Origin of the sequence: Neotamlana sedimentorum, assembly GCF_000943565.1 — a bacterium.
GTDB classification, from domain to species: Bacteria; Bacteroidota; Bacteroidia; order Flavobacteriales; family Flavobacteriaceae; genus Neotamlana; species Neotamlana sedimentorum.
Window position 1 is genome coordinate 1 of the sequence record NZ_JTDW01000022.1, and the last position, 18,401, is coordinate 18,401.

Consider the following 18,401-nt stretch of genomic DNA (forward strand, 5'->3'; position numbering starts at 1 on the left):
AGTGAGCTGTGGTGGCTCACTTTTTTTTTATTGCCTTATTATAAATCAAACTTTAAATAATACCTAGTAAGGTTCAATAAAAACTAGGTGTAAAAAAACTGACTAATAAATTTTAAAACATCAACAATTAAAAAATTGCTTCATTTTTAAAATTTATTAGTCAGTTTTTAATTTGTTTATTTTATAGTGTTTAAAAGTTTCAAATATTCACGAAACAACATTTCTAAAATAATTTTAACGCGAATTAACAAAACTCGTTATAGGCATCCATTAAGTTTTCCGCAATTAATTCCGCAGGACGCCCTTCAATATGATGACGCTCTAGCATGTGCACTAATTCACCATCTTTAAACAAAGCCATACTTGGCGAACTTGGTGGAAATGGCACCATATGTCCACGAGCAACATCAACCGCTTCTTTATCTACACCTGCAAAAACCGTTACTATATGATCTGGTTTTTTTATATTTCGCAGGCTTAATTTTGCTCCAGGACGTGCGTTGGCTGCAGCACAACCGCAAACTGAATTTACCACAACTAATGTAGTACCTTCTTTAGCTAAAGCTTCAGTTACAGCTTCAGGAGTATGTAATTCTTCAAAACCAGCGCTCACTAAATCTTCACGCATTGGCTTTACTAATTCTGCTGGATACATATTATAATTTTTTTATTAGTTCCTAACCAGTTTATACTGGAATACAAAGATATCAATTGTGTAACAAAAACGCTGTGATATCTACAAACAAATATTATATTTAACAATAATAAAAATTTATACTATTAAATGAGTTTTTCAAAATGGATAGGCGGCGCATTAGGATGGTCGTTTGGAGGGCCAATAGGGGCTATAATTGGTTTAGCTTTAGGAAGTTTAATTGACAATTTATCTTCCGAAGGCGGTAGTCCGTTCATTGGACAAGGCGAACCAAATACCAGAAGAAGGCAAACCACCTACCGTACACAACCAAGACAACGACCACAAACCCAATCGGGCGATTTTGAAGTTAGCTTACTAATTTTAGCATCGGTAATAATTAAAGCTGATGGAAAACAAGACCAACGAGAACTCGACTATGTACGCCAACAATTTGTGAGTATGTACGGAAAGGATCGCGCTAATCACGCTTTTAAATTGTTCAAAAAAATTAGTAATCAAAATGTTGCTGTGCGACCTGTTTGTTTACAAATAAAGCAAATGATGGATCATGCATCGCGTTTACAACTCATTCACTTTTTATTTGGTATAGCAAAAGCAGATGGCATGGTAACTCAAGACGAAGAACGTCAAATTTATACCATGGCAGGTTATTTAGGAATAAGTTCTGTAGATTACCAAAGCATTAAAGCTATGTTTTATAATAGTAGCGACAATGCTTATAAAATTTTAGAAATTGAAAAATCTGCTTCTGTTGACGATATAAAGAAAGCATACCGCAAAATGGCTAAAAAATATCATCCAGATCGAGTAATTCATTTAGGAAAAGAACACCAAGAAGGAGCCGAAGAAAAATTTAGACAAGTTCAAGCAGCTTACGAACAATTACAAAAAGAACGTGGATTTTAATTAGTTGAAAAAATAATTGAAGAATTAGAGATATCAACATTTAAATCAACGCTTCTTCCCAAAATTAAAGCTCTATTATCTTTTTCATGACCAGCAGGCATGTTAAATGCAATAGGAAAATTGTATTCTGCTAATGCATCTAAAATAAGTTGCTCAATGCTGGAACCCCAAGGTGTTGTGTTTTTTCGCATTTTACTCATATCTCCAACAATTACACCTTTACAATTTTTAAAATATCCAGCGCGCTTTAAACTTTGTAACATTCTATCGATATGATATTTGTATTCGCCAATTTCTTCAATAAATAAAATTTTTCCAGAAGTATCAATACTGGTGTTAGAGCCTAACATGGTGTGTAACAAAGTTAAATTGCCACCAACAATTTGTCCTTTTGCAGCACCAGGCTTGTTGTAGTTAGAACCTTTTAATGTATAGCTTATAGGTTTACCAAAAAGAGCATCTTTAAAAGTTGAAATAGTTTCGGCTATAGTGGTGTAATCTTTGTTTAAACTTGTGCACATCATGGCGTGTATAGTTTCAATGCCCTCGTTATGAATTTGGCTGTGTAGAGCAGTAATGTCAGAATAACCAATAAGCCATTTTGGGTTTTTATAAAATTTTTCCCAATTCAATTTATCTAAAACTCTAACTGTACCATAACCGCCACGAGCACACCAAATAGCACTAATTGTAGGGTCGTCCATAGCTTTTTGTAAGTCTTCGCAACGTTCGTCGTCTGTTCCAGCAAAATGATTGTCTTGACTAAAAACATGTTTACCAACCACAGCATGTAACCCCCAACTTTTAAGTAAAGTTTTGGCTTTGTTAACTTCTTCTGTACGATTTTTTAAAACTCCAGAAGGAGCTACAATAGCAACTGTATCACCTGGTTTTAGGTATGGAGGTTGTTTTAGACTCATATTTAAGTTTGTAGTTTTGTTTTGTGCTAGTGCTAAATTTTTTCCAAAGAAAAAAACGCTACAAAACAAGCTTAGTGTTAATAGATATTTATGCATAACGTAAATGTACATTTTTTTTCTAAATAGTAGTCAAAATGCGTACTTTTACGGCTTCAAAACAAAATATAATGTCAAAAAGATATACCATTACAACTGCGTTACCTTATACTAACGGTCCTATACATATTGGGCATTTAGCAGGGGTTTACGTACCAGCCGATATTTATGCACGCTATTTACGATTAACAGGAAACGATGTGGTGTTAATTGGTGGTAGTGATGAGCACGGTGTACCAATTACAATAAAAGCAAAAAATGAAGGTGTGACACCGCAAGATATAGTAGATAAATATCATGCTATTATAAAAAAGTCTTTTGAAGATTTTGGTATTTCTTTTGATAATTACTCGCGTACATCGGCACCAATTCATCATAAAACAGCATCAGAGTTTTTTAAAACTTTAAATGAGAAAGGTGAATTTATTGAAGAAATCACAGAGCAGTTGTACGACGCTGAAGCTAATCAGTTTTTAGCTGATAGATTTGTTACAGGTACATGCCCAAAATGTGGTAACGAAGAAGCTTATGGCGATCAATGTGAAAAATGCGGCACTAGTTTAAATGCTACCGATTTAATAAATCCGAAGTCAACCTTAACCGGAAATACACCAACTTTAAAAGAAACCAAACACTGGTTTTTACCTTTAAATAAACATGAAGACTTCTTAAAAAAATGGATTCTTGAAGGGCATAAAAAAGATTGGAAACCTAATGTTTACGGACAAGTAAAATCGTGGATAGACGATGGTTTACGCCCAAGAGCGGTAACTCGTGATTTAGATTGGGGAATTCCTGTGCCTGCCGAAGGAGGAGAAGGCAAAGTGCTTTACGTATGGTTCGATGCACCAATTGGTTATATTTCATCAACTATCGAGTGGGCAGAACGTGAAGGTAAAGACTGGGAACCGTATTGGAAAGATGAGAACACGAAGCTTATTCATTTTATAGGTAAAGATAATATTGTGTTTCATTGTATTATTTTTCCAAGTATGTTAAAAGCTGAAGGTAGTTATATATTACCAGAAAATGTGCCAGCAAACGAGTTTTTAAATTTAGAAGGAAATAAACTATCAACCTCTAAAAATTGGGCGGTGTGGTTGCCAGAATATTTAGAAGAATTTCCAGACCAACAAGATGTGTTGCGTTATGTGTTAACGGCTAATGCACCAGAGACAAAGGATAACGATTTTACTTGGAAGGATTTTCAAGCCAGAAATAACAACGAGTTAGTAGCCATTTTTGGAAACTTTATAAACCGCGTGGTAGTATTAACTAACAAGTATTACGACGGTGTTGTTCCGGAGCCAAGTGATTTTACAGATGTAGATTTAGAAACTCTGGCTGCAGTAAAAGCATATCCAAACGTAATAGCAAGTTCTATTGAGCGTTACCGTTTTAGAGAAGCAGGTCAAGAACTTATGAATTTAGCACGTTTAGGAAATAAATATTTAGCCGATGCCGAACCTTGGAAAGTTATTAAAGAAGACGAAGCAAGAACTAAAACCATAATGTATGTGGCATTACAAATTGCAAGTGCTTTAGCAACTTTAAGCGAACCGTTTTTACCATTTACTTCAACCAAATTAAAAGGCATACTCAATGTCAGTTCGAGCGCAGTCGAGAACTCTTGGAATGATGTAAGTGAAAAAGAAGTGCTTCTCCCAGCAAACCATCAAATTGGTAAAGCTGAACTTTTATTTAGTAAAATTGAAGACAAAACCATTCAAGAGCAATTAAATAAGTTAGAAGCAAGTAAAAAAGCAAACGAAGCGGCTAATAAAGCGATAGAACCACAAAAGGATACGATTACCTTTGAAGATTTTACAAAACTAGATATTAGAGTAGGAACTATTCTTGAAGCCGAAAAAATGCCAAAGACTAAAAAATTATTGGTTTTAAAAGTTGATACAGGTATTGACACCAGAACCATAGTTTCAGGAATAGCCGAAAGTTTTTCACCAGAAGAAGTGGTTGGTAAAAAAGTAACAGTATTAGTAAACTTAGCACCAAGAAAATTAAGAGGTGTTGAAAGTCAAGGTATGATTTTAATGACCGAGACTCCAGAAGGCAAATTGGTTTTTGTAAATCCAGATGAGAGTGATGACGTTAAAGCAGGATCACAGATAAGTTAAAAATAATTATATTTAAGAGATGTATTACAGAAGAAAAATTGTTTTGGCTCTTTTACAAGTGTTTAATAATGAACTTGACAAAATTCAAGTTCAAAAATTACTTTTCTTACATAGTAGATATAAAACAAAAAGAAAAACCTATGATTTTGTCCCTTACAAATATGGTTGTTTTTCATTTCAAGCTAATGCAGATTTAAATACTCTTAGGAAATATGAAATAGTCTCTGAGTCATCGAAAACATGGAGAAAAATAGATGAAACAAATTATCTAGCACAATTAGATAAAGACGATAAAAAAATTATTTCTGATTTTTCAATTCTTTATAAGAATAAGAGTAGTGATGATTTGATAAGCTTGACTTACAAGCGTTACCCTTATTATTCTATTAATAGTTCAATTGCTGGAAACTATCTTAATAAAGAAGAGCTTCAAAATTTAGATAATTATAGGTCTTATGAAGATGAAGTTATTTTATTTACAATAGGTTACGAAGGTATTTCGCTTGAGCATTATTTAAATAAGCTAATAAAAAATAATATTAAACTTCTTTGTGATGTAAGAAAGAATGCATTAAGTATGAAGTATGGGTTTAGTAAGAGTCAACTCAAAAATGCATGTGAAGGTGTCGGCATTGAGTATATTCATATCCCCGAGGTTGGTATTAATTCAGAAAAAAGACAAGAGTTAAATAATCAAGAGGATTATGATGTTCTATTTGATGAATATGTCACTAATACACTTACTAATACTACAAAATATCAAAATAAAATCTTACATTTACTGGTTAAAAATAAAAGAATAGCATTGACTTGCTTTGAGGCCAATAAATGCCAATGTCATCGAAGTCATTTGGCTGAAGCAATTTCAAGTTTAGAAGGGTTTAAATTTGAAGTTGAACATTTATGATTTATGGCATTAAAGAAAATTTTGATAACTGTAACAACTTACCCTCTTCCTTCGAGGAGCTATGATGAGCTGGTTTGTACAGCAGGAATTCTTGAAGATGGCACTTGGATTAGAATATACCCAATTCCGTTAAGTTTTTTAAATCAAATTAAGAAAGATACAGGATTTAAGAAGTACACATGGGTTGAATTAGATGTTAAAGAAAGAACGGATGATTTTAGACCTGAAAGTCATTCGCCAGTAAGCTATGATGTTAAAATTATAAATTCTTTAAACACTAAAAACTACTGGAAGGAACGTAAAAAAATTTGTCTAAGAAATGTTTATACGAATAAAAATAAGCTGATAAATGATTCAAAAAAACCTAAAAACATTTCACTCGTAACTTTTAAGCCATCAAGAATAACTAATTTTCTTATTGAAGAGGATTCAAAAGAATGGAAAGATGAGTGGAAAGAGTTAAGAAAGCAAACTGATTTATTTGCTGAAATTGAAACCAATCCAGAAAAATTAATACCAAAAGTTCCATATAAATTTTCATATACTTTTGAAGATGACGAGGGTGTTTCTAGTACATTAATGATTGAAGATTGGGAAATATTTCAACTTTATTGGAATTGCCTTAGAGATTCAAAAAGCAATAAAAAAATTGCTCTTGAAAAGGTTAAGCAAAAGTACTTTGATACTTTTGTTAAAGAGCATGATATGTATCTCTTTTTAGGCACAACTATGCAATGGCATAGGAGAAGAGCACCGAACCCTTTTGTAATTATTGGTACTTTTCACCCTAAGATAGAAAGACAGTTCAGTTTAGATTTATAAAAAATCGCTAATACTACCTTAATTCAAACTGCTTTTTTGTTAAACTACAGTTAAAAATATTTAAACAAAAAAAGATGTAACACTCTGTTTTATAGTAATTTTAGTGAGTAATTTTTAAACCTCACAAACTCTTAAAATAAAGTAAAAGCAAAACCAATTGGTTATTTAGTATCGTAAATAAAGTAGTTATGAATCAAAAACAACTTTATGAAACGAATACTTTTATTATTTACACTTATTGGATTAATGTCTTGCGGATCATCAAAAGTCGTGCGGCAATCAAATAAGGTAATCAAAGGAAGTTGGTCGTTAAATTCAATTACCTACAGCCAACAAGGAACTTACAATGTTACTTTATTGAACGATGTTTCAAAATATTGCTTCGAAGGTAGTACATGGCAATTTGTATCAAATAACAATACAGGAATTTATAGTATAAACAATACCGATTGTTCTGCAGGAGAACGCCATTTTGTATTTACCATTCAAGAAATTGATGAAACCACAGGACTTTACGACTTTTTGTTAAAGCCAACAACCGAGAAGTATAAATCGGAAACCAATGTAGGTTTCAGATTTAGTTTAACAAACCTATCTGAAACTACAATGCAGTGGCAGCAAACTTTAAATGTAGATGGACAACCATTTACAATAACCATGAATTTTTCAAAATAACAAGCTATCAAAAAAACAATGAATATGAAAAGAATAATAAATATAACCGGAATAACAATACTTGCAATAGTAACAATAATAGCGTTTACCAACTGTAAATCTGTGCAAAATGCTAATAATAAACAAAAAGGAGCTGTAATAGGAGCTACAGGCGGAGCTATTTTAGGAGCCATAATTGGCAATAATGTTGGTAAAGGTGGTAATGGTGAGTTAGGAGCTGTAATTGGCGGCGTAGTTGGTGGTGGTGCAGGTGTGCTTATTGGTAACAAAATGGATAAGCAAGCCCAACAAATAGAAGAAGAAGTTCCAGGAGCTGAAGTAGAACGTGTAGACGATGGTATTGTAGTAACCTTCGATGAAAATAGCGGCGTTTACTTTGCAACTAATAAATACAATATTAATGCAGCCTCAGAAGATAACTTAAACAAGCTAATAGGTGTTTTTAAAGAATATCCAGATACTAATATTTTGGTAGTTGGACACACCGATAGCCAGGGAGCAGAAGAGTATAACATGACATTATCGAAAAACCGAGCGTATGCTGTTACAGAGTATTTATCAAGTCATGGTATTAGTAGTAGCAGATTAACAACTAATTGGTTTGGTGAAAATCAGCCTATGTACGATAATGCTACTGCCGATGGTAGAGCAAAAAATCGTCGTGTAAACATAGCTATTCTTCCAAACGAAAAAATGATTGAAGACGCTAAACAACAAGCAGGAAGTTAATTTATTTATAAGGGATTACTATTTAATTTAACTTTAAAAAGCCACACAATTCGTGTGGCTTTTTAGTTTTACTTATTTACAATATTTTTCTAATAGAAATTATTTATGGCTATTAAATTTTAACAATGTATTTTATTTAGATTAATTAAAAACAAGTATTTTTGCTAAAATTATTTCTCCGTAAAACTATGGGAAAGAAGAAGAAAGAAAAAAAACAGCAAAAAAAAGCGCTTAAAACTTTACATGAAGCAGGCATAATTAATGCTAAAAAAGTAAAGAGTAAATGTTGTGAAAAATATAAAAAAGGTGAAAAAAAGCGCTGTGGTAAATGCCCGTGTTTCGATTTGCTTAAAAAAGTAGCCTAAACTATCTTTTATTCACTCGAGTAGAGTGCATTAATTCTAATTTCCAAACGCTATCTTGTTTTACAGCTACAACGCTTTCTAACCATTGCATTTTTCTTGTTAAAGTATCTTTTTTAAAAGTAGCATAATTGTGATAAGCCATCCAAATGCGATTGCCTTCCTTTTTAGCTTTAAAAAAATCAAAGCTATTAATACGTGTTACACCATTATCTCTAATTTTGGCACGTTTACACCAATTGGCAATGGTATCGTTTGTCCAAACTTCACCATGTTCCAGAAGAATAAAGTCATTGGTATGATATTTACTCAGTAAATCTTCATTTTTATTACTCCAAACATCATCAAAAACACCTTTAACAATTTGTTCTACAGCTTTAAAATCTAATGAATCATCAACAGGTTTTTCTATTACTTTATTACAGTTAAAAAGTAAAATACTGCCAACAAAGGCTATTATAAAATTTTTCATGGTTGTTTGTTTTTTTACAGATTCAACTCAAATCTATATCTTATTTTAGCAAAAAAATACATATAATGTCATCATTATTAAAATATATTACCTCAAATATACAATTACCAGAGCAGTCGGTACAAAACACTATAAATTTATTAAACGATGCCTGTACTATTCCTTTTATCTCGCGTTATCGTAAAGAAGTTACCGGAAATTTAGATGAGGTACAAATTGGTGACATTGTAAAATATAAGGAACAATTTGAAGCTCTAGAAAAACGAAAAGCTGCCATTTTAAAAGCTTTAGAAGAACAAGGTGTTTTAACTTCAGATTTAGAACAGAAAATAACGTCAACATCAGATTTAACGACGCTTGAAGATTTATACTTGCCTTATAAAAAAAGCAGAAAAACAAAAGCAGAAAAAGCACGACAGTTAGGTTTAGAGCCTTTAGCCAAAATAATAATGAGCCAGAATGCCAGAGATGTTGAGTCGGTGGCATTTCGTTATGTAAAAGGAGATGTTAATTCGGTTGAAGATGCTTTGGAAGGTGCACGCCACATAATTGCCGAATGGATAAACGAGCGCAGCGATATTCGTAATAACATCCGATATCAATTAGAGCGTTTTGCTATTATTTCAACAAAGGCTGTAAAAACAAAAGAAAACGAAGAAGAAGCCCAAAAATTTAAAGATTATTTTAATTGGGAAGAATCGCTATGCAGAATTCCGTCGCACCGTTTACTCGCCATTCTTAGAGCAGAAAAAGAAGGTTTTATTCGTGTAAAAATTGAAATTGATGATGACAGAGCGTTAAATAAAATTGAACAACGTATTATAAAATCGAATAACGACTGCGCCGAACAAATAGAAATAGCCATAAAAGATGCTTACAAACGTTTGTTGTTACCATCGCTAAGTAACGAAGCGTTGCAACAAGCTAAACAAAAAGCCGATGAAGCAGCGATTACAGTATTTGCTAAAAACTTAAAGCAATTATTATTAGGCTCGCCGTTAGGAGAAAAGCGTGTTTTAGCAATCGATCCAGGATTTCGTACAGGTTGTAAAATTGTGTGTTTAGATGCGCAAGGGCAATTAAAACACAACGAAACCATTTATCCGCATCCGCCAAAAAATGATAGCACAGGTGCTATTAAAAAAATTAGCACGTTAGCTGAAGCTTATAAAATTGAAGCTATAGCTATTGGAAACGGAACAGCCTCACGCGAAACCGAAGCTTTAGTGCGTAAAATTAGGTTTAAAAACGATATGCAAGTATTTGTGGTTAGCGAAGCAGGAGCAAGTATTTATTCGGCATCAAAAATTGCGCGCGACGAATTCCCGAATTACGATGTTACCGTGCGCGGAAGCGTTTCTATTGGGCGCCGCTTACAAGATCCGTTGGCAGAATTGGTTAAAATTGATGCTAAAAGTATTGGTGTTGGACAATATCAACACGATGTAGATCAAACTAAATTAAAAAGCGAACTTGATACCGTTGTAGAGCATTGTGTTAATGCTGTTGGCGTAAACTTAAATACAGCTAGTAAAAGTTTGTTAAGTTATGTGTCGGGCATTGGACCAAAACTTGCCGAAAATATTGTGACTTATCGCGACATGAACGGAGCATTTAAGTCGCGTACCGATTTAAAAAGTGTACCACGCCTTGGCGGAAAGGCTTTCGAGCAAGGTTCGGCCTTTCTTAGAATTAAGGACGCTAAAAATCCGTTAGACGATTCCGCGGTACACCCAGAAAGTTATCATATTGTAAAAACTATTGCTAAAAACGAAGGCAAAACCGTGAGCGAACTTATTGGTAATGCTTCGGTTTTAAAAACTATAAATTTAAAACAGTATGTTTCAGATAAAGTGGGATTGCCAACGCTTCAAGATATTGTAAAAGAATTAGAAAAACCTGGATTAGATATTCGTGAGCAAGCTAAGGTTTTTACTTTCAATCAAAACATAAAAACCATAACCGATGTGCAAGAAGGGCAACTTTTACCAGGAATTGTAAATAATGTTACCAATTTTGGTGCTTTTGTAGATATTGGTATTAAGGAAAGCGGCTTAATTCATATTTCAAATTTATCCGATGGTTTTGTAAGCGATGTAAACGAGCACGTTAGTTTGCATCAGCAAGTTATTGTTAAGGTTTTAGAAGTAGATCTTCCGCGAAAGCGTATTCAATTAAAATTACACAAGTAGTGGTTGTACGAAGTATTAGGTAACATAAAAAATTTAGTTAAAAATTTTTAAAGTAGTTGACATTTTTATAAATTTATGTAGTTTTGTCAACTAATAAAAATGAAATGAAGAACTTAGTTGCTAACCGCATTAAAAATGCAAGAATACTTAAATGTTTGTCTCAACAAAATGTTGCGGACGAATTGGGTGTGTCTAAACAAATGGTAAGTAAGTATGAAAATGGAGATGCAATACCGACCAGTTCAAAATTTTTAAAGTTATCTAAATTGTTCGGTTTAAAAATGGACTATTTCTTCAATTCTTTTCAAGTAGAATTAGGAGAAATCAACTTCAGAAAAAAATCAACTTTTTCTTTAAAGAAACAAAGTTCGTTAAAGGAGCAAATAAAAATTAAATTAGAAAATTACATTTGGTTAGAGGACACTTTATCGATAGACTATAGTTTTATAAATGCTATTGCTAATATTGAAATTAGTAAAATAGAAGACGTAGAAAAAGCTGTTTTAAAGCTAAGAACTGATTGGAAAATTGGAATTGACCCTGTTCATAATATAATTCAACTTTTAGAAGATAAAGAAATAAAAGTAATTGAATTATATGAAGTTGATGAAAAATTTGACGGATTAGCAACTTATGTTAATGATAAATTCCCTGTAATAGTTGTTAATGGTAATTTTCCTGTAGAACGAAAAAGATTTACTCTACTGCATGAATTAGGACATTTATTATTAAACCTTCCTAATTGTGAAACTAAAAAGGAAGAACAATTTTGTAATAAGTTTGCTGCTGAATTTCTTTTCCCTAAAGAAATTGTAATCAAAGAATTTGGAGGTAAAAGAAACCATATAACTCTGGCTGAATTAATTTCATCTCAAAAAAAGTATGGAATTAGTATTCCTGCCATTGTTTATAGACTTGTTGACTCAGGTATTCTAAGTAAACAACGTCATACTGATTTTTATAAAAGAACTAGATTTAATCCATCTTTAGACAGAGAGGTAAATGCTTCAAGGTTCGAAACCCCTGAAAAATCTAATAGATTTGAACAGCTAGTTTATAGAGCACTTTCTCAAGAAAATATTTCGATAAGTAAAGCCTCATCTTTGTTAAACAAGAATATTGAATCTGTTAAAGAAAGTTCATTAATATAGATTAAACGCATTATGAAAATTGTAATCAATGATGCTAACATCTTAATAGACTTAGTTAAACTTGAACTTCTTGAAGCCTTTTCAAACTTAAATTTTGATTTACAAACAACAGACTTCGTCATTGAAGAATTAAATGATAAACAAAGAGAACCAATAATAAAGCTAAGTGCTCTAAAAAAACTTGGGGTTATTGAAACGACAATAATTGAGGATTTTCAAGGTATAAATACAATTTTGGAAAATAGTAGTGGATTAAGTTTTGAGGACTGCTCTGTCTGGTATTACAGTAAAAAACTATCAGGTGTATTATTAACAGGAGACGGAAAATTAAGAAAACAAGCTAGTAAAGATAATTTAGAAGTTAGAGGAATCATTTATCTTTTTGATGAGTTTCTAAGACAGGAATTAATCACTTTTGAAGAAGCTGTTGAGAAAATTAAGCAACTTAATCTATTAAACAATAGACTTCCTAAAAAAGAGATTGATAAAAGAATTGATTTCTGGAATAAAAACAAATACGTTGGATAAAACCTAATAAAATTAATTGTTTAATAAAATAAAGCTAAACTCAAACATGCTGTTTAAAGCACCACTTTCAGCAAAATTCAGCAAAAAAATTGTGTCAAGAAGTAAATAAATGTAATGTTTTATTAAGTTTTTAGACTTAAAGCACATGATGCACGCTTTTACAGAGTTTACCACAAATGCCGTACTTAAAATAAGTAACGAGTCTATATTACAAAACTATGTTTCGGCAAAACCCTTAGATGTTTTTGCTTTTATTTGTACAAATACTTCAGCGGCCCAAGTTGTTATCGATAATATTCCAGTAACCATAAATCCGCATAGTATTTTAGCGCTTACAAATGTGCAATATTTTCAATTTGTGTCTGGAGAAAATTTAAGAGTGTACTTTTTTAACAGAGAATTTTATTGCATAAAAGACCACGATAAAGAGGTGGGTTGCGCCGGTGTTTTATTTTATGGCAACGAGCAAAATCCATTAATAACCTTAAGCAAAACCGAACAAACTAAGTTTAATGTGCTGCACGATATTTTTATAGACGAGCTTGAAACTAAAGATAATATTCAAGCCGAAATGTTGCGTATGCTCATGGCTAGATTTATTATAAAAACAACACGTTTGTTAAAAGATAAAAATATTGCAAACGTGCAACAACAAAACACAAAAAACGAATTGCTTAGGCAGTTTAATGTCTTGGTCGAATCACATTTTAGAGAGCAGCACAGTGTACAGTTTTATGCCGATGCCTTGTTTAAATCTGCAAAAACTTTATCGAATTCCTTTTCAAAATTTAATACAAGTCCGTTAAAAATAATTCACGAGCGTATTATTCTAGATGCCAAACGCTTGTTAATGTACACTAACAAAACGGCAAAAGAAATTGCCTTCGAGTTAGGCTTCGACGATGCTTCACATTTAAGTCGTTTATTTAAAAAACACACCAATTTATCGCCTTCAGACTTTAAAAAACAGTTAGAACTTACTAATTAGGGAAAAATTGACACGCGCTAAGGTGTTTCGTATATGGTAATGTACGTGCTTTTAAATCATCTTTGTACTGTAATTAAAAAACAACAAAGTCATGAATTTAAAACACATATCACTTTTCAATTTAATTGAAATTTTTAGAGGAAAAAAGCAAGTATCCTTAAATACAATAACTCCAAAAACACACTGCGAGCAAAAACATATTCACGATTTTTATTGCGATGCCGAAAAGCCGTATATAAATCCCGAATCTTTTAGATAAAATTCATAAAAGGAAAAATTGACAATAATAAAGGCTTTTTTTACATAGTAAGCCTTTGGTTAAAGTCTCAAATTTGCAACAGTAAAAAACAACCATTTAAATTATAAAAATTATGAAAAAAGTATTAGCAATTTTAGTATTCGTTTTAGCATTTACATTTAATGCCCAAGCACAAGAAGTAAAAACCATTGCTTTAGAGCAAACAAAAGGTGAGTTTACACAAAAATCTATAACAGTAAGCGAAGGTACTTATGTATTTGCAGTAGCAAACAACAATGTAGGTAAAGATGTAGGTTTAGTTTTAGTTAAAAAAGGAGCCGATGCTAGCAAACCAGAAAACCACATTCAAACGGCATATGTAACAAAAGCAGTTGCTACTGGTAAGGTTGAAAACTCAAAACCGACTACATTAGCAAAAGGCGAATATTTATATTTCTGTCCTTTAAACCCAACACCGCAATATACACTTACGGTAGAGTAAGTAGTGGCGTTAATAGTCAAAAAAAAGCGAGTTCTTTTAATTAAGAACTCGCTTTTCTATTTTATAGATACGGTTTGAAAATTATTTATTCATGTTTTTCATTTCATCAATAAAAGTATCCAAATCAACACCGTTTGATACTAGAGTTAAGGCTTTATCAACAATATATTTTACATTTTCTGGATGAAACCCTAAACCAACTCCAATTTTTTTAAGTAAATTTTGTTCGTCCTCATCTTTAATAGTGTCTACATGTACCATTCGTGCCAAATCGTACAAACGCTCTAGACGCAAATCGTAAGAGTGCGGCGCATTAATTGGGTGTTTTTTGTAGTTTTTTAAAATGTTTACGTAATCTACTTCACTAATATCTAAATTTCTAGCTAGTCTGTCTAAAAACGCTTTTTCTTCTTGGGTAATAATGCCATCATCCATAGCAACACGAACAATAGCAGCGAAATGATCTTCATTACGCTTTTTAAAACCACTATCAAATAAATCTGAAAACGACATAATTATCAATTTTTTAAGTGATGCAAACCTACATATTTTTTTAGTAATTTAACCTAAAAATTTTATTTTTTGGGCGTTACCGCAAGGGGCGGGCTTTCGCTACTCGCTGCCTCCTGCATCGGCGAGCTTAAACACACCGCTCAATCCCTAACGCATAGCCTGCCAATAAACTTTGTATTTTAATATAGTATATTACTAAAAATAAAGTGCAAGCCTTATCTTTGCAACTTTAAAAACAAAATTAGGTGAGTAAAACCCATATCTCTCAAACCTATTTACAGGATTTGCAAACGCATAATCTGCAAGATGCTGTATCCCAAAATCAAACAAAAACACATTTAAAAGGCTTAGTAGGTTCATCATTATCATTTGTTTTAGCCAACGCATTTAAGCAAGCTAACAAACCCTTTTTATTAGTTTTTGAAGATAAAGAAGAAGCCGCGCATTACCTTAATGATTTCGAGCAACTTTGCGATAAAACCAACGTGCTTTTTTATCCAGGTAGCTACCGCAGACCCTACGAAATAGAAGAAACCGATAATGCAAACGTATTACTTCGGGCTGAAGTTTTAAACCGTATAAATTCGCAAAAAAAACCAGCATTAATAATTACTTATCCCGACGCACTATTCGAGCAAGTAGTAACACGTAAGGAACTAGAACGAAACACATTAAAAATTGCAGTTAGTGATAATATTTCGTTAGATTTTATTAACGAGGTCCTTTTCGAATATAAATTTAAACGTGTAGATTTTGTAACCGAACCTGGCGAATTTTCAGTGCGTGGTGGTATTGTAGATGTGTTTTCGTTTAGCAACGACGAGCCTTACCGTATCGAGTTTTTTGGCGATGAGGTCGATACCATTCGTACCTTCGATGTAGAAACGCAGTTATCCATAAATCAGTTAAAAAAAATCAATATTATTCCCAATGTGGCGAGTAAAATGATTGAGGAAAAACGCCAAAGTTTCCTAAAATACATTGCACAAAAAACAGTAATTGGTATAAAAAATGCCGATTTACTATTTTCAAGAATAGACGATTTTTACTCCAAAGCCCAAGAAGCATTTGCTGGCCTTTCATCCGATATAAAACACGCTAAACCCAACGAGTTATTTTGTGATTCTACATTATTAAAAAAACAATTGCTAGATTTTTCAATTGTAGAGTTTGGTAACGCATCGGTTATGTTAAGCCAAATTGAAACTTCAAAAAATTCAGCTTTAGAGTTTAACACCACACCACAACCATCGTTTAATAAACAATTCAATTTATTAATTGAAGATTTAAACGGCAATCACAATAAAGGTTACACTAATTACATAGCTTGTGTAAGCGAGCAACAAGCGAAACGTTTTCACGATATTTTCGACGATTCAAACCTTGAGGTTAGTCCGTATAACACCATAATTTTATCGCTTCATCAAGGGTTTGTCGATCATCAAAATAAAATAGTTTGCTACACCGATCATGAAATTTTTGAGCGCTATCATAAATTTCACATAAAAAACGGTTACGCAAAAAAACAAGCCATAAGTTTAAAAGAGCTTACTAATTTAGAAATTGGCGATTACGTAACCCACATCGATCATGGTGTTGGGCGATTTGGTGGTTTACAAAAAATTGATGTAGAAGGCAATAAACAAGAAGCCATAAAATTGATGTATGGCGAGCGCGATGTGTTGTATTTAAGCATTCACTCTTTACATAAAATAACCAAGTTTAATGGTAAAGACGGCAAACCACCTAAAATTTACAAATTAGGTAGCACTGCCTGGAAAAAGCTTAAACAAAAAACCAAAGCACGAGTTAAACACGTTGCATTTAACTTAATAAAACTTTACGCCAAACGTAAAACCGAAAAAGGGTTTCAATACAAACCCGATAGTTATTTACAACACGAACTAGAAGCCTCGTTTATTTACGAAGATACACCAGACCAAAGTAGCGCAACTGCCGATATTAAAGCAGATATGGAAAGCGAGCGCCCAATGGACAGACTTGTTTGTGGCGATGTTGGTTTTGGTAAAACCGAAGTAGCCATTCGTGCTGCTTTTAAAGCCGTAGACAATGGTAAGCAAGTGGCTGTTTTGGTGCCAACAACTATTTTAGCCTATCAGCATGCGCGCACTTTTAGAAAACGTTTAGAAGATTTCCCTGTAACCGTAGATTATATAAACCGTTTTAGAACCGCCAAACAAAAACGCGAAACTTTAGAACAGTTAGAAAAAGGTACTGTCGATATTATTATTGGTACACACCAATTGGTAAATAAAAACGTAAAGTTTAAAGATTTAGGACTTTTAATTGTAGACGAAGAACAAAAATTTGGAGTAGCAGTAAAAGAAAAGCTAAAAACCATAAAAGAAAACGTAGATGTATTAACGCTTACCGCAACACCAATACCACGAACGCTTCAGTTTAGTTTAATGGCGGCGCGCGATTTGTCGGTAATTACAACGCCACCGCCAAATCGTTATCCTATAGAAAGTCATGTTATTCGCTTTAACGAAGAAACCATTCGAGATGCTGTTAGCTATGAGATAGAACGTGGTGGGCAAATTTTCTTCATTCACAATCGTATAGAAAATATTAAAGAAGTTGCTGGTATGATTCAGCGTTTAGTGCCAGATGCTAAAGTGGCTGTTGGCCATGGGCAAATGGATGGTAAAAAGCTGGAAGAGCTTATGCTTCAATTTATGGATGGCGCTTTTGATGTGTTGGTGAGTACAACTATTATTGAAAGCGGACTAGATGTGCCAAACGCCAATACCATTTTTATAAACAATGCCAATAATTTTGGATTAAGCGATTTACATCAAATGCGAGGCCGTGTAGGACGAAGCAATAAAAAAGCCTTTTGTTATTTTATTACTCCAGAATATTCGGCAATGACTGAAGATGCCAGGAAACGAATTACCGCCTTGTCTCAGTTTACAGAACTGGGTAGCGGTTTTAATATCGCAATGAAAGATCTTGAAATTCGTGGCGCAGGCGATTTACTTGGTGGAGAACAAAGCGGATTTATAAACGAAATTGGCTTCGATACCTATCAAAAAATATTAAGCGAAGCTATTGATGAGCTTAAAGAAAACGAGTTTAAAGACTTGTATGATGAACCCGAAGAAAATAAGGTTTATGTAAAAGATGTAACCATCGATACCGATTTCGAGCTCCTTTTTCCAGATAGTTACGTAAATAATATTGCAGAGCGCTTAAGCTTATATACACAGCTTAACGAATTAAAAACCGAAGCAGAACTGCAAAAATTTGAAGCTAACTTAATCGATCGATTTGGGGAATTACCAGAACAAGTGACCGATTTATTGAATAGTGTCCAAATAAAGTGGTTAGCAACCAAAATTGGTTTCGAAAAAATAATAATGAAACAAGGTAAACTAATAGGTTATTTTATTAACGACCAACAAAGTAATTTTTACCAAAGTGCTAATTTTACTAAAGTTTTACAGTTTGTACAAAAACATCCTGAAGCCTGTAAAATGAAAGAAAAACAAACCCGAAACGGATTGAGATTATTGCTCACTTTTAGTAACATAAAAACCGTAAAACAAGCCTTAAATGCTTTAAAACCCATTGTGGCTTAATA

18 protein-coding genes are annotated in these 18,401 nt (G+C 32.9%); 14 read left to right on the forward strand and 4 right to left on the reverse strand.

From position 1 onward, the window contains the following. Nucleotides 1-244 precede the first annotated feature (244 nt). Nucleotides 245-655, reverse strand: a complete 411-nt coding sequence (locus tag PW52_RS16150; protein ID WP_044634021.1) for a BrxA/BrxB family bacilliredoxin — start codon at nt 653-655, stop codon at nt 245-247. A 129-nt stretch (nt 656-784) separates the two neighbouring features. Here PW52_RS16150 and PW52_RS16155 point away from each other — a divergent pair, with 129 nt between their 5' ends. Next, on the forward strand, nt 785-1,564 hold the full coding sequence (locus tag PW52_RS16155; protein ID WP_044634022.1) for a TerB family tellurite resistance protein: 780 nt from the start codon (nt 785-787) through the stop codon (nt 1,562-1,564). On the opposite strand, the gene PW52_RS16160 is transcribed toward PW52_RS16155, so the two are convergent. Continuing rightward, the gene (locus tag PW52_RS16160; RefSeq protein WP_082050936.1) at nt 1,561-2,580 is read right to left on the reverse strand and encodes a S66 peptidase family protein; all 1,020 of its coding nucleotides are present in this window, start codon (nt 2,578-2,580) and stop codon (nt 1,561-1,563) included. The two genes, PW52_RS16155 and PW52_RS16160, sit on opposite strands and share 4 nt — an antisense overlap. Nucleotides 2,581-2,618: 38 nt before the next feature. On the opposite strand from PW52_RS16160, the gene metG reads away from it, so the two are divergent. From metG to PW52_RS17470, 6 genes are all read left to right on the forward strand, one after another. Beyond that, a complete protein-coding gene (gene metG, locus PW52_RS16165; protein WP_117584397.1) occupies nt 2,619-4,715 on the forward strand; it encodes a methionine--tRNA ligase in 2,097 nt (698 codons plus the stop codon). A gap of 19 nt (nt 4,716-4,734) precedes the next feature. Further along, nucleotides 4,735-5,622 carry a DUF488 domain-containing protein gene (locus tag PW52_RS16170; RefSeq protein WP_044634023.1) on the forward strand — a complete coding sequence of 296 codons (888 nt, stop codon included), beginning with the start codon at nt 4,735-4,737 and terminating at the stop codon, nt 5,620-5,622. A 3-nt stretch (nt 5,623-5,625) separates the two neighbouring features. Then, entirely contained in the window at nt 5,626-6,444 is an 819-nt protein-coding gene (locus PW52_RS16175; RefSeq protein ID WP_044634024.1) for a hypothetical protein, read from the forward strand. A 207-nt stretch (nt 6,445-6,651) separates the two neighbouring features. Then, nucleotides 6,652-7,119: a lipocalin family protein gene (locus tag PW52_RS16180; RefSeq protein ID WP_044634025.1), complete on the forward strand. Its 468-nt coding sequence runs from the start codon at nt 6,652-6,654 to the stop codon at nt 7,117-7,119. Between the two features lie 24 nt (nt 7,120-7,143). Beyond that, a complete protein-coding gene (locus PW52_RS16185; protein WP_044634026.1) occupies nt 7,144-7,848 on the forward strand; it encodes an OmpA family protein in 705 nt (234 codons plus the stop codon). A 161-nt stretch (nt 7,849-8,009) separates the two neighbouring features. Next, a complete protein-coding gene (locus PW52_RS17470) occupies nt 8,010-8,213 on the forward strand; it encodes a hypothetical protein (protein WP_131454015.1) in 204 nt (67 codons plus the stop codon). Between the two features lies 1 nt (nt 8,214). Here PW52_RS17470 and PW52_RS16190 read toward each other — a convergent pair whose 3' ends face one another. Next, on the reverse strand, nt 8,215-8,682 hold the full coding sequence (locus tag PW52_RS16190; RefSeq protein WP_052823538.1) for a hypothetical protein: 468 nt from the start codon (nt 8,680-8,682) through the stop codon (nt 8,215-8,217). Between the two features lie 65 nt (nt 8,683-8,747). Here PW52_RS16190 and PW52_RS16195 point away from each other — a divergent pair, with 65 nt between their 5' ends. The 6 genes from PW52_RS16195 to PW52_RS16215 all read left to right on the forward strand — a co-directional run bounded on the left by PW52_RS16195 (nt 8,748) and on the right by PW52_RS16215 (nt 14,281). Beyond that, nucleotides 8,748-10,874 (forward strand): Tex family protein, encoded by a 2,127-nt coding sequence (locus PW52_RS16195; RefSeq protein ID WP_044634027.1) that lies wholly within the window; start codon nt 8,748-8,750, stop codon nt 10,872-10,874. A 104-nt stretch (nt 10,875-10,978) separates the two neighbouring features. Next, nucleotides 10,979-12,025: a helix-turn-helix domain-containing protein gene (locus tag PW52_RS16200; RefSeq protein ID WP_044634028.1), complete on the forward strand. Its 1,047-nt coding sequence runs from the start codon at nt 10,979-10,981 to the stop codon at nt 12,023-12,025. A gap of 12 nt (nt 12,026-12,037) precedes the next feature. Then, nucleotides 12,038-12,553, forward strand: a complete 516-nt coding sequence (locus PW52_RS16205) for a PIN domain-containing protein (RefSeq protein ID WP_044634029.1) — start codon at nt 12,038-12,040, stop codon at nt 12,551-12,553. 145 nt (nt 12,554-12,698) lie between these two features. Then, the gene (locus tag PW52_RS16210) at nt 12,699-13,541 is read left to right on the forward strand and encodes a helix-turn-helix domain-containing protein (RefSeq protein ID WP_044634030.1); all 843 of its coding nucleotides are present in this window, start codon (nt 12,699-12,701) and stop codon (nt 13,539-13,541) included. 91 nt (nt 13,542-13,632) lie between these two features. Further along, on the forward strand, nt 13,633-13,800 hold the full coding sequence (locus PW52_RS17585; protein ID WP_165586787.1) for a hypothetical protein: 168 nt from the start codon (nt 13,633-13,635) through the stop codon (nt 13,798-13,800). A 112-nt stretch (nt 13,801-13,912) separates the two neighbouring features. Beyond that, nucleotides 13,913-14,281 carry a cupredoxin domain-containing protein gene (locus PW52_RS16215; protein ID WP_044634031.1) on the forward strand — a complete coding sequence of 123 codons (369 nt, stop codon included), beginning with the start codon at nt 13,913-13,915 and terminating at the stop codon, nt 14,279-14,281. Nucleotides 14,282-14,362: 81 nt separating this feature from the next. On the opposite strand, the gene PW52_RS16220 is transcribed toward PW52_RS16215, so the two are convergent. Further along, complete coding sequence (locus PW52_RS16220) at nt 14,363-14,794, reverse strand: tellurite resistance TerB family protein (RefSeq protein WP_044634032.1); 432 nt, start codon at nt 14,792-14,794, stop codon at nt 14,363-14,365. 245 nt (nt 14,795-15,039) lie between these two features. Here PW52_RS16220 and mfd point away from each other — a divergent pair, with 245 nt between their 5' ends. Continuing rightward, nucleotides 15,040-18,399: a transcription-repair coupling factor gene (gene mfd, locus PW52_RS16225; RefSeq protein WP_044634033.1), complete on the forward strand. Its 3,360-nt coding sequence runs from the start codon at nt 15,040-15,042 to the stop codon at nt 18,397-18,399. The last annotated feature ends 2 nt before the right edge of the window (nt 18,400-18,401 follow it).

What these genes read in the sequence shown, in the direction of transcription:
- PW52_RS16150 (WP_044634021.1), bottom strand. Translation starts at nt 655, where the DNA reads ATGTATCCAGCAGAATTAGTAAAGCCAATGCGTGAAGATTTAGTGAGC.
- PW52_RS16155 (WP_044634022.1), top strand. Translation starts at nt 785, where the DNA reads ATGAGTTTTTCAAAATGGATAGGCGGCGCATTAGGATGGTCGTTTGGA.
- PW52_RS16160 (WP_082050936.1), bottom strand. Translation starts at nt 2,580, where the DNA reads ATGCATAAATATCTATTAACACTAAGCTTGTTTTGTAGCGTTTTTTTC.
- metG (WP_117584397.1), top strand. Translation starts at nt 2,619, where the DNA reads ATGCGTACTTTTACGGCTTCAAAACAAAATATAATGTCAAAAAGATAT.
- PW52_RS16170 (WP_044634023.1), top strand. Translation starts at nt 4,735, where the DNA reads ATGTATTACAGAAGAAAAATTGTTTTGGCTCTTTTACAAGTGTTTAAT.
- PW52_RS16175 (WP_044634024.1), top strand. Translation starts at nt 5,626, where the DNA reads ATGGCATTAAAGAAAATTTTGATAACTGTAACAACTTACCCTCTTCCT.
- PW52_RS16180 (WP_044634025.1), top strand. Translation starts at nt 6,652, where the DNA reads ATGAAACGAATACTTTTATTATTTACACTTATTGGATTAATGTCTTGC.
- PW52_RS16185 (WP_044634026.1), top strand. Translation starts at nt 7,144, where the DNA reads ATGAAAAGAATAATAAATATAACCGGAATAACAATACTTGCAATAGTA.
- PW52_RS16190 (WP_052823538.1), bottom strand. Translation starts at nt 8,682, where the DNA reads ATGAAAAATTTTATAATAGCCTTTGTTGGCAGTATTTTACTTTTTAAC.
- PW52_RS16195 (WP_044634027.1), top strand. Translation starts at nt 8,748, where the DNA reads ATGTCATCATTATTAAAATATATTACCTCAAATATACAATTACCAGAG.
- PW52_RS16200 (WP_044634028.1), top strand. Translation starts at nt 10,979, where the DNA reads ATGAAGAACTTAGTTGCTAACCGCATTAAAAATGCAAGAATACTTAAA.
- PW52_RS16205 (WP_044634029.1), top strand. Translation starts at nt 12,038, where the DNA reads ATGAAAATTGTAATCAATGATGCTAACATCTTAATAGACTTAGTTAAA.
- PW52_RS16210 (WP_044634030.1), top strand. Translation starts at nt 12,699, where the DNA reads ATGATGCACGCTTTTACAGAGTTTACCACAAATGCCGTACTTAAAATA.
- PW52_RS17585 (WP_165586787.1), top strand. Translation starts at nt 13,633, where the DNA reads ATGAATTTAAAACACATATCACTTTTCAATTTAATTGAAATTTTTAGA.
- PW52_RS16215 (WP_044634031.1), top strand. Translation starts at nt 13,913, where the DNA reads ATGAAAAAAGTATTAGCAATTTTAGTATTCGTTTTAGCATTTACATTT.
- PW52_RS16220 (WP_044634032.1), bottom strand. Translation starts at nt 14,794, where the DNA reads ATGTCGTTTTCAGATTTATTTGATAGTGGTTTTAAAAAGCGTAATGAA.